We start from the raw sequence: 10,293 nt of genomic DNA on the forward strand, positions 1-10,293 counted from the left end.
TGCAAGATGGTGACGCGTCGAGAAGATGTGTGCTCTTAAAGTGCGAGCGAGCAGTGCACACACTTCCTCGCAAAGGGGCGTTTTCATGCTGAATCGCAGAACTCTGCTGCGCGGCGCGGGCACGGCGGTCGTCGCTCTCGGCGCGACGGTTCCCCCGGCCGCCGCAGCCGACGTGACACGTGTCCTCCTCCAGGAACACCCCTCACCGGCCCCCGGCTGGGACACCGCGCAGACCCTCGTGGAAATCCCGCCCGGCGAGGCATCGGGCCGCCACAGCCACCCGGGCGTCGAGGTCGGCTACCTGGTGCGCGGCGAGGTCCGCATGGAGTTCGACGACCACCGCCCGCCCCTGTACCTCCGCACGGGAGACCCGTTCTTCATCCCCACCGGAATCATCCACAACGCCGTCAACACGGGCGGCGAAACAACCATGATGCTCTCGACGTACGTCGTGGAACACGGAAAACCCCTGGTCACCACATACTGACGCCCGCCAACGCGGCACGCCCCGGCCGCTCTTCGGGAGAGCGGCCGGACCGGCGACCAGCACGCAGGGGCGCGGGTGCGCGCCGAACGGCACGTCGACGTACGCCGTCGCGATGGACCGCCCGCTCGGGAAGCACCTTTGTGATGCGGAAAACTCAATTAACATTACTCATAAGCATTTCCAATGCCTATTCTGGTAAGGTGTGGGGGTGATGAGTTCGTTGAGCGGCCGGTTGCGGGCGTCGATCGCGGCGGTGATGTTCCAGACCGGGCAGACGCAGCGTGACCTCGCCGTTGTTCTCGGGGTGACGCAGGGGCAGGTGAGCCGCCGTCAGACCGGTACGGCATCGTGGTCGCTCCAGGACTGCGAGGTGCTCGCCGCGCACTGGGGCATCGACCCGCTCGATCTCCTCGCCGGGCCCACCCAGGCCACCGAAGCCCTCCCTGCCCGGGAGCAGACGTCATGAACGACTTCGGCGCGATCGACGCGCTCCTCGCCGCCGCCCACGAGGAGAGCCCCCTGCCCGACGCGTCCGAGCGCCGCCGTCTGCGCGAGGGCCTCGCCCTCTCCCGCGCCCAGGTCGCGGGCGCGCTCGGGGTGAGCACCTCGACGCTCGCGGGGTGGGAGGCCGGACGCGACCCGAGCGGGCAGACGCGGGAGAGGTACGCGTACTTCCTCGACGGCGCTCACGCCAAGCTCCACCCCACGCAGGACCCCGAACCAGAGCCCGAGCCGGATGTCCTTGTGCCGGACACCTCCGCCATCGGCGACGGCCCTGGGAACGCGGAGGACGCCGAGGAGGGCGAGGAGGGCGAGGACGTCGACGTCCTGGCCGTCGCGGAGCCGTGTGTGCTGTGCGGCGAGCCCGCCCGGCACCGGGTCGCGGGCTACGTACAGCACCTAGACCCCGCCGAGTGCCACCCCCTGTCCGCCGACCCCGCCCCCGCCCCCGCCGCGCCCGAGCCGTCGTCCACCGGCCGCTCGGCTCCCGCACGCGGCCGTACCCCGGCGGCCTCCCAGCCCCCGGCCCGGCGGGCCGCCGGCGGCAAGCCCCCCGTACGGGTGGAGAACGCGGGCCGCCGCGCGAAGACCGAGGACGAGCCCGGCTTCATCACGGCAAAGGTCGCTGCAGCGCTCGCGAAGTGCGACGGCGACATGGAGGCGGCGACGGCCGCACTGATCAAGCAGGCGATCCCGGACGCGATGGAGCTTCTGGACCGCACCCGGACCGGCGGGCGGTACGACGTCGTCGCGCACCCGGCGTTGCCGGAGATCCTGCACAAGCAGTCAGCACACGGCCCCGACCAGATCTGGGAGGCCCGCCCGAAGTGGACGCGCCCCCACCTCCCGCAAGGGCGGTGGAAAGTGACGGCGCTCGACATCAACGGCGCCTACCTCTCCGCCCTCAAAACCCACCTCCCCCTCGGCCAGCTCGAACACTCCACCGGCTTCGCGCACGACCGCCGCCGCGCCGGCGTGCACCTGATCACCCCGCCCGCCTGGGACCACGACGCCGACCTGCCCAACCCTCTGGGCGCACGCGACGAGCCCGGCCCGCTGTGGGTGACCGAGCCGACCCTCCGCCTCCTCCAGCGCCTCTCAGGCCCGAAGTACGGGCTGTGCGGGGTTCCCGAGATTCACGAGTCGTACACCAGCGGCTCCACCGAGAACCTCCTGGAAAAGTTCCGCACCGAGCTGAAAGACGCCCGCGACCGCGCGATCGCCGAGGACGACGAGGTGACGCTGGAGTACGTGAAGGCGATGTACTCGAAGTTCGTCTCCACGATGGGCGCCAGCAACTACAACCGCGAGCTGTACCGTCCCGACTGGATGCACCTCATCCGCTCCCAGGCGTTCGCGAACCTGTGGATGAAGGCGTTCAAGGCGTATGAGAACGGGCTGACAGTGGTCCGCGCGATGGGCACCGACGAGCTGCACGTCATCGGGGACTGGCACCACGTCTTCCCCGAGGGCCGCGCCGTCACCGAGGTCAAGGTCAAGGACACCTACACCCTCGGCACCGCCGGGGCCGATGAGACGGGGGAGCACGATGCCTGAGCGAAACATCGAGTTCGGCGCGTACGGCGCCCAGGGCGTCAAGGGCCACGAGCTCGTCGCCCGCCGCCTCGACAGCCTCGCGGGCTTCATCGCCTCCCCGGTCACCACCCGCCGTGGTCTCACCGCCCGTCTGCGCTACCTCACCAGCAGCCCCCGCCAGCTCACCGCCGCCCGTGCCGCCGGGCTCACCATCAGCGCGCGCACGATCAAGGCGCAACTGGAGGGCACACGCCGCCCCTCCGCCCGTACGCTCCGCCAGATCCACACCGCCTACCAGCAGGTGCGCCGTCAGAACGTCGCCCGCCACCTCCTGGCCCGCCTCAACCGGCAGGGCCGGGGAACCCGCGTCGAGTTCCATCCCGTCAACCAGTCCGCGGTCGACCGGCCCCGCCAGCGCGTCGTGGAGTACCGCACCCTGAACGTCCGCAAGTGGGAGCGGATCGTCGCCGCCTGGGAGGCCGGAGACGACGCGGGCCTGGACACCGCATGGGTCGACGAGGTCGTGGTGGACCTCGGTTCGCAGTGGGGCCAGTACGAGTACGTCACCAACATCGGCTTCGCCGCCTGAGCCGGCACAGGCCCCACATCGGCGTCCGTGACCCGGAGCGCCCCAGGCGTCGGCCGACCGCACATAGTGTCCGTCGCGTCCCGGGACCTACTTCCTCCACGCGCCGCCCTACGACGATCAGCCGATCCAGTAGCGCCTGAAATCAGGGATCGGACACTGATGCACCGTCCCGTGCAACGGTCTGCTACCCCGGTGTACGGCAGAGGACTGAGCCGTCCGCCGGTCCTCCGCCATCGTCGGGATCTTCGAGCCAGGCCGTGCGACCTGGCGTTCTTCATCGAGATCTATGAGCCTCCAGTGGTATCAGGCAAGGGCAGGAAGTGGACCTTCATGCCACTCGTCAGTCAGGCCGGGGCGCTCACGGACCGGCCGTAGCCCACGGTCGTGATCCGGTGCGCGGACTCGAGGTAGTAGTCGTCGGACGCCGGCAGCGCGGTGTCCAGGCAGCTGACATACCGGTTGAACATGCAGAAGGACGCCGCGATCAGTACGGTGTCATGCAGGTCCGCGTCGCTCGCGCCCGCCTGCCGGGCCTCCGCCACCGCCTCGGCGGAGACGGCCCGGGCCGCCGCCTGCACCTCGGCCGCCACGGCGAGCAACGCGCGCAGCTTGGCGCCGATGGGAGCGGTCGCCGGGTCGGCGAGGACGGCGTCGACCAGCGCCTGACCCTCCACCAGCTGCGCGGCGGCGAATGCGGAGTGCGAACCGGCGCAGAACGGGGTCCGGTTCAGGTGGGAGACGTACGCGGCGATCAGCTCCCGCTCGCCCTGGGGGAGCGAGGCGGGCGCCCGCAGGAGGGTTTCGGCGAGGTGGTTCAACGGGGCGGCGGTGTCCGGCCGGTTGGCCATCAGTCCGGTGATGCCGGGGAGGTCGTTGTTGAGCTGGATGTGCGCCATGGGATGCCCTTTCGCAGAGAGGTCGACCTGCTACGCCGCAGAGGGGTCAGCGCGCTATCCGTGAGGCAGATGCACGCGCATGCACGCGCTGACGGTCCCTCAGGAACGGGATGGGGTCAAGAGTGCCCGAGGGCTGTGCTGTATGGCGATGAACCTCGTGACACACCCCCAACATCGCGTGAGCGCATGCCCGTTGAGGAGCGTGACTGCCGACAAGAGGATCACAGCCTGTCCGGATCACGGCGTTGATGAGGCCGAGCGGTGGAGGCGCGCAGTGGCGTTGGGAACAGTGGTCGTAACCGGGGCCGCAGAGAACACGGGGTCAGTTGTGCGTCGGGTGTTGCGCCGTGAGGTGAGCCGCCTGGTCTTGCTCGACCGTGTTCCGCTCCGGGTCGAAGTCGCGAACGAGGTGGGTCAGATCGTCGATCTTCGGGACGCGACCGCCGTCGAGGCTGCGCTCGTCGGTGCGGACGCCGTGCTCCATCTGGGCGGCCTGGCGGACGAGGCCCCACTGGAGCATCTCCTGGACGCTGATGTGCTGGGCACCCAGCATGTCCTGGAAGCCGCCCGCCGTGCGGCGATCCCACGGGTTGTACTGGCCAGCAGCAACCGCGTGAGCGGGTTCTATCCCGTCGCCCACCACACCGGCCCACAGGAGCCCGTGCGCCCCGACGGCCTGTATGGGGTGAGCAAGGCAGCCATCGAGGCCCTGGGGCGGTTGTACGCGGACAAGTTCGGTGTTTCCGTGATCTGCCCGCGTATCGGCAGCTTCGAGGAGGCCCCCACCGAGGCGCTCCACCTGGCGACTTGGCTCAGCCCGCGCGATGCCGTCGGTTTCTTCCTCGCCGCGCTGACCGCTCCGCTCTCCACCCGCTTTGCCACGGCGTACGCCGTCTCTGCCAACACCCGCCGCTTCTGGGAACTCCCCGCGGAATCCGAACTGGCCTACACACCCATCGACAACGCCAAGGCACATGCGTCGCACATCACTGACGCCGATGTCCCCGCCGACCCCGAAGCCCGCAGGCCGGCCCGTACGCCCTGCCCGAGTTCACGTTGAAACACATCCGGCCCTGACCTGCCCTCGGCCTCGTAATCGCGCGTTCCGTGCTCAGCGAGGCGAGAAGCCAACGCCAGCAACGGGGCGTGATCGACGGGCGGTCCTGCTATCCCGCATCACCGTCCAGCCGCCAGCGGTTTACCCACTTGCTGGCGCATGCGCGAGAGACACCCATCTCAGCGGCAACGTGGGCGATGAGACGTGCCCGGCACCGCTTCACGAGCCGTCCACGGTCCTCGACGCTCAGGGGCGCAATCGCGTGGGGCACTCGTCGTCCTCTCGAAGTCGGACGCCGGCAGGCGCGACACCTATCGTGCGCGCCTGCCGCCTTGCGGCCTTTCAGTCACGCGGTGCGACACGGATACGGTTTCCGTCCGGATCGGCTGCGAGGAAAGTCAGCCCGAACCCCGCATCATGTGGCTCCTGCAGGATCGTAACGCCCTTGGACTGCCACTGCTTGAAGATCGCGTTGATCTCGTCCGGCCCATCGTTGGTGGCCAGACAAACCTCACTGGTCCGTGGGACGTTTGGGGACAGATCGTCGAACCGGCCAGACCACAAAGCGAGGTCAGCGCCTGGCCCGAGGGCGAAGGTGATGTATTCCCCGGTCTCGATTGAAGGGCTCATGCCGAGGAGGTCGCCGTAGAAGCGAGCTGCGGCGGGAGCATCGTTCACGTAGACGATGGACACAACTGATGTGGTCATGATTGTTCCTTCTCACAGGTCGTAGGTGCGCACCGACCAGCCTCACCGGGATATGCGCCGTCCCGTGTCGTAATTCCTGAAAAAATTGGTGCGTAACCCCGGACCGCTTCTTCAGCGTAGTCGTCGGTATGCAGGCTGGAGCGGGGCAAGGGACAGCGGACGCTTTCCGTTGCGCACGTCGACCACCGGCACCGTGGCCTCGCCGTCCTCGCCTCGCCGAGCGACTCCGCGAGGCCGTTTTCCCCGCGCTGCGGGGGTGAGCCGGACGAGGGGGCGTTGGCGTTGACCGCGTCGGCGACGATGCCGAAGCCGGTGTGGGCGGGCTTCGAGTCGTAGGCGCCACCGGCCAGGGCGGCGCCCTCGGGGCGGGTGGCGTAGACGGTCTCGGCTGCTCCCGACCAGCCGGAGGTGACGACGGTCGGGCCCTGGTCGGAGTCCTTGCCGCACCTCGCGTACGCCCTCGCGGCGCCGTCGTCCATGCGTACCGCCCAGGTGTTGGGCTTGGATGCGGCCGGGGCGTTGGCGTTGACCGCGTCGGCGACGATCCCCATACCGGTGTGGGCAGGCTGCGAGTCATAGCCGCCGCCGACCAGGCTGGTGCCCTGGGGGCACGTGGCGTAGACGGTCTCCGCGGGCCCGGACCGGCCGGAGGTGACGATCACGGGTGCCTCCGCCTCGGCCGCCCCGGCCTGCGGAGCCAGGGTCAGCGTGCCGGTCAAGGCCAGGAGGCCGGCGGACGCGAGGGGGATGAGGCGCAGGGAACACTGCAACTCGCCGGAGCCAAGGCAGCGCACAACCGTGTAGTGGATTGGGACGCTTACACCGAAGAGGTGCGCCTCGCGACCATCGCGCTGCGCACGGTGGACTCCGATCACCTCTGGCGCCTCACGGACGAGATCGAGAAGCTGACCAGGTCGTCACCACCCACTGCGGCACGCGCCGCGCACCTCATGCAGGTCGCTGCGAAGCAGGCCGGCCGGTGGCCCGCGCAGAAGGCCCTGAACGACACCGACCGACACGATGCGGCCGTTGCGCTGGTCGTCAGCGAGAACGGCGCGCGCTCGTTGCTGGCGCATCTCGGTGACGTCAGCCTGTACGGCTGACCGCCCAGGAGAACTGGCCCGCTCCTGTTCCGCGGGCTAACAGCCTCAAGCCGCCGCGCCGGCGAAGCCGGGCGGCGGCGGTGCGGGCTCGCGCGGGACGCCGGGCTAGCGCGGGCCCGGCATCACCGTGAAAGGGCACAGCCTGTCAGTCAGGTGATCGTACAGTCACACTTGGTCAGTTGTGGGTGCTTTCATGGATCGGTGCGCGTCCTCGGAGCGTGCGCTGTCGAGGAGGGGGATTCGGCGTGGTCAAGGTGAGGGAGTACTGGCGCGGCGGCACGAAGGTACGGGCGCATACCCGCCTGCCTCCTGGCGCGCGCAAGCAGCTGACCATCGCTCTCGTCGCCGTGGCGGCCGTCTTCGTCTTCAGTCACACCGGCCCCGCCACCGAGGCATCAGAGCCGCGCCAGCCATCGACGAACCGCTCCACACCGCCACCTGCGCCCGCAGGAGGTAAGGATGAGCCGAGGCCGGGGCCGAGCTGGACCGTCACCTACCCCATCCCCTGGGACCGCGACGGCTCCTGAACCGGGCGACGTCACCGACGAGCAGCTGCTCGTCGTGCTCGCCCGCGTCGAGGCGGCGGTCCGGCGGAGTCGGCTGCGTCTCGCCACCCTCAGGGCCTGACTTCGCGAGCGGGGCAGCGGTACTCCACGAGGCGCCAGGTGATCAGCTTGGCCCTCAGGTAGTCATTGAAGTTCAGTCGGAACGTTCTCTTGGCGTTTGGTGCCACCGGCGTGCTCTTCTCACCGAGACCCAGCGACGGTGTCACCGCCCCAATCTGCTTCTGGAGCTTCTCTTCGTTGATCGTGAGACCGGAATCCACCATACGCTTCTTGATCGTTACCGCACTTTCGGTCTTGGCGGCGACGTTGGACAGTTTGGCGAGGCCCGGGATGCCGTCGGTCGCTGGGTGCTCGCCAGTCGGGTCATGCGGGGTCCCGGTGGAGTAGAAGAACTCGACGAGGTGCGTGACCTCCTCGTTGCCCATGTACTTCTCGGCGTATTCGCGTACCGGTGAAATCCCGCCGTAATGCTCCAACTTCTGTACAGCGTTGTGGTCGCGCAGGTAGGCGAACTCGCTGGAGGACATTGCCCGGTAGTACGTCTGCCCTTGGGGCGAGGAGAGCGCGAGGTAGACCGCAGTCTTCTTGTTCTGGCCCGCGTACCTGGAGAACTTCAGCGCATTCGAACTACGGAGCTTCTCCTCGTATTCTGACGCGATCCGCGCCCCTCTCCCGGTCTGCGCGTCCTCGGCGGGCTCGGTCCGCTGGACCATGGCGGCCACCGCTCTGTTGCCGGCGGTGCGCTGGAGCGTCTGCATGGCGGCGGGGGAGAGCGTACCGCCGGGCCCTGCAGCCGGATGGGGAGTTCGGACCGAGCGCATCGGCGCCGCTGGACGCGCCAACACGGCACCCGCTCGGCGATCCTCTGCCTCACCGGGTCGATGTCCACGTGCGTGCAAAGCATTCGCCTCCACGGTCGGTCGCAACAGACGCACCATGGTCGCCCCTGCCCCAGCGGTGGAACAAGGACCGCAAGGACACCCCCTGGAGGCAGACAGAACCGGCACCAGCGGGCAGCTGACGCCGAGGTGGTCACGCGCGGCGACATCGTCGACCCACGACAACGTCACGTACAGCACGCGGATGCTCTCGGAGCCGCCGCAGGCTGCTGACACCGACTCCGCGCCGCCATCAACCCTGCGACCTCCCACAGCCCGGCAAGACCGCTCTTCGACGCAAGGCCACGCTGACATAGGCGAGGCCTGATGCAGACCAGTGCTGACATATGCAGAGTCGACCGGTACCGGACACGCAGGAGGCGACCGAGGGCGCGACCTGAGTGAGGAGGACCAAGGTATCCCTGCCGCACGCGCGCACGGGACGGCTCCGCACGCTCCGCCGCCCCACACCCGCGCACGGCCGCGCCGGGGACGGGGCGCGGGCCGGTGGCTCGTCGCCGAGGGCTGCACGGGTGGTGGCGTGCTCGTGCACCGCGCGGACTGCGCGCGGGCCCCTGTCGACTCCGAGCCCGCCGGCGACGCCGTCGCCCTCCAGGCCGCCTCCGCCGGAGCCCGGCCCTGCCCCGTGTGCCGCCCCGAGACCGCCTTCCGCGCACTACGCCCCGGGGAGTCCTGAGCCGCCGTACCGTACGGCTCATGACGACGAATCCGCAGGGCGAGGTGGAAGTCGAGCTGCACGGCGGGCCGCTCGACGGCTGGCGGGTGCCCGTGGGCCCCGGCGATCCCGATCCCTGGACCGCCATCATCAGCGACCACGGCCAGTACCCCGGCGGCCTGAGCCTGTACGCCCCCGACACGGCCGGCGCCTGGTGGTGGGTACGCGGCCTGCGCCCCGAGGAGCTGTAGGCGGGCCCGCTCCGGGCCCGCGCCGCGGCAAGCCTACGTGCTGACGCCACGCCATCTGTCATGACCGCCGCTACCTGCCCCCTTCGGCCATCAAACCGCAGGTCGCAGGCATAACACTTCGGTCTGTTATGCCCGCGCGGCACCGTGGACGTAACACCACATAACAGCTGCCTGCCGGGGCGACGGTTCGCCGTCAACTCCCGTACAAAACAGTAGATATACTCGCAATACAATGTGAAAGCCCTAGGGAAGGGGGAGGGAGCGGGATGCCTGAGCGGAATATCGAGTTCGGCGCATACGGTGCCCAGGGCGTCAAGGGCCACGAGTTCGTCGCGCGCCGTCTCGACAGCCTCGCGGGGTTCATCGCGTCCCCGCTGACCACCCGCCGTGGCCTGGCCGCCCGTCTGCGCTACCTCACGAGCAGTGCCCGCCAGCTCGCCGCCGCCCGGGAGGCCGGGCTCACGATCTCGGACCGCACGATCAAGGCGCAGAAGGCCGGGACCCGCACCCCGCACGCTCCGCGAGATCGACGCCGCTTACCGCGCGGTGCGCCGTCAGAACGTCGCCCGTCACCGCCTGGCCCGCCTCAACCGGCAGGGCCGGGGGACCCGCGTCGAGTTCCACCCCGTCAACCAGTCCGCCGTCGACCGGCCCCGCCAGCGTGTCGTGGAGTACCGCACCCTGAACGTCCGCAAGTGGGAGCGGATCGTCGCCGCCTGGGGGGCCGGAGACGACACCGGCCTCGATGCCGCATGGGTCGACGAGGTCGTGGTGGACCTCGGTTCGCAGTGGGGCCAGTACGAGTACGTCACCAACATCGGCTTCGCCGCCTGAGAAGGGCTACGCCCCCAGGAGGTGACGTGCCTCGCGGGTGGCGCCGTCGAAGACCTCGCACCTGGCCCGGCTCGCGGGCCCCATCACTTTGACCAGCGCGGTCCATCCCGCCTCGGTGATCCGCGAGGCCGCCTCGGCCCCGTGGGCGGGGCAGGCGTAGAGCACGCCGTCGACCCGCTCGCGCGGCTCCTCACAGACCGCCTCCAGGCAG

General features: G+C 69.5%; 13 protein-coding genes and 2 pseudogenes. 9 read left to right on the forward strand and 6 right to left on the reverse strand.

The genetic code is table 11. The annotated features are described in order from the left end of the window. The first annotated feature begins 85 nt into the window (after nt 1-85). From STTU_RS31365 to STTU_RS31380, 4 genes are all read left to right on the forward strand, one after another. Nucleotides 86-487, forward strand: a complete 402-nt coding sequence (locus tag STTU_RS31365) for a cupin domain-containing protein (RefSeq protein ID WP_007830394.1) — start codon at nt 86-88, stop codon at nt 485-487. 211 nt (nt 488-698) lie between these two features. Next, nucleotides 699-953 (forward strand): transcriptional regulator, encoded by a 255-nt coding sequence (locus tag STTU_RS31370; RefSeq protein ID WP_043257881.1) that lies wholly within the window; start codon nt 699-701, stop codon nt 951-953. Then, entirely contained in the window at nt 950-2,545 is a 1,596-nt protein-coding gene (locus STTU_RS31375) for a helix-turn-helix domain-containing protein (RefSeq protein ID WP_007830397.1), read from the forward strand. Before STTU_RS31370 ends, STTU_RS31375 begins: the two co-directional genes overlap by 4 nt. Further along, entirely contained in the window at nt 2,538-3,113 is a 576-nt protein-coding gene (locus STTU_RS31380) for a hypothetical protein (protein WP_043256909.1), read from the forward strand. Before STTU_RS31375 ends, STTU_RS31380 begins: the two co-directional genes overlap by 8 nt. Before the next feature lie 344 nt (nt 3,114-3,457). Here STTU_RS31380 and STTU_RS31385 read toward each other — a convergent pair whose 3' ends face one another. Continuing rightward, complete coding sequence (locus STTU_RS31385; RefSeq protein ID WP_007830400.1) at nt 3,458-4,009, reverse strand: carboxymuconolactone decarboxylase family protein; 552 nt, start codon at nt 4,007-4,009, stop codon at nt 3,458-3,460. Between the two features lie 148 nt (nt 4,010-4,157). Between STTU_RS31385 and STTU_RS31390 the strand changes: the two genes are divergently transcribed. Continuing rightward, nucleotides 4,158-5,069 (forward strand): NAD-dependent epimerase/dehydratase family protein, encoded by a 912-nt coding sequence (locus STTU_RS31390; RefSeq protein ID WP_078519122.1) that lies wholly within the window; start codon nt 4,158-4,160, stop codon nt 5,067-5,069. Between the two features lie 109 nt (nt 5,070-5,178). Here the strand turns inward: STTU_RS31390 and STTU_RS33640 are convergent. From STTU_RS33640 to STTU_RS35105, 3 genes and pseudogenes are all read right to left on the reverse strand, one after another. Beyond that, nucleotides 5,179-5,337 (reverse strand): annotated as a pseudogene (locus STTU_RS33640) (helix-turn-helix domain-containing protein); the annotation flags it as partial. A 71-nt stretch (nt 5,338-5,408) separates the two neighbouring features. Continuing rightward, nucleotides 5,409-5,774 (reverse strand): VOC family protein, encoded by a 366-nt coding sequence (locus tag STTU_RS31395; protein WP_043256912.1) that lies wholly within the window; start codon nt 5,772-5,774, stop codon nt 5,409-5,411. Further along, entirely contained in the window at nt 5,771-6,493 is a 723-nt protein-coding gene (locus tag STTU_RS35105; protein ID WP_007830413.1) for a hypothetical protein, read from the reverse strand. The genes STTU_RS31395 and STTU_RS35105 overlap by 4 nt, the downstream gene beginning before the upstream one ends. A gap of 111 nt (nt 6,494-6,604) precedes the next feature. On the opposite strand from STTU_RS35105, the gene STTU_RS31405 reads away from it, so the two are divergent. After that, nucleotides 6,605-6,877, forward strand: coding sequence for a hypothetical protein (locus STTU_RS31405; RefSeq protein ID WP_007830418.1), 273 nt, complete (start codon nt 6,605-6,607; stop codon nt 6,875-6,877). Nucleotides 6,878-7,493: 616 nt separating this feature from the next. Here STTU_RS31405 and STTU_RS31410 read toward each other — a convergent pair. Next, on the reverse strand, nt 7,494-8,201 hold the full coding sequence (locus STTU_RS31410) for a hypothetical protein (protein WP_043256914.1): 708 nt from the start codon (nt 8,199-8,201) through the stop codon (nt 7,494-7,496). 667 nt (nt 8,202-8,868) lie between these two features. Here STTU_RS31410 and STTU_RS35770 point away from each other — a divergent pair. From STTU_RS35770 to STTU_RS31425, 3 genes and pseudogenes are all read left to right on the forward strand, one after another. Further along, a complete protein-coding gene (locus tag STTU_RS35770; RefSeq protein WP_234019430.1) occupies nt 8,869-9,018 on the forward strand; it encodes a DUF6233 domain-containing protein in 150 nt (49 codons plus the stop codon). 20 nt (nt 9,019-9,038) lie between these two features. Then, nucleotides 9,039-9,248 (forward strand): hypothetical protein, encoded by a 210-nt coding sequence (locus STTU_RS31420; RefSeq protein WP_043256915.1) that lies wholly within the window; start codon nt 9,039-9,041, stop codon nt 9,246-9,248. Nucleotides 9,249-9,514: 266 nt separating this feature from the next. Beyond that, nucleotides 9,515-10,082: pseudogene (locus tag STTU_RS31425) on the forward strand (transcriptional regulator). Between the two features lie 6 nt (nt 10,083-10,088). Here STTU_RS31425 and STTU_RS31430 read toward each other — a convergent pair. Continuing rightward, nucleotides 10,089-10,293, reverse strand: a 205-nt coding sequence (locus STTU_RS31430) for a hypothetical protein (RefSeq protein WP_043256916.1), incomplete at its 5' end; no start/stop codon positions are given.

The sequence above is a fragment of the Streptomyces sp. Tu6071 genome, from assembly GCF_000213055.1.
Lineage (GTDB): Bacteria > Actinomycetota > Actinomycetes > Streptomycetales > Streptomycetaceae > Streptomyces > Streptomyces evansiae.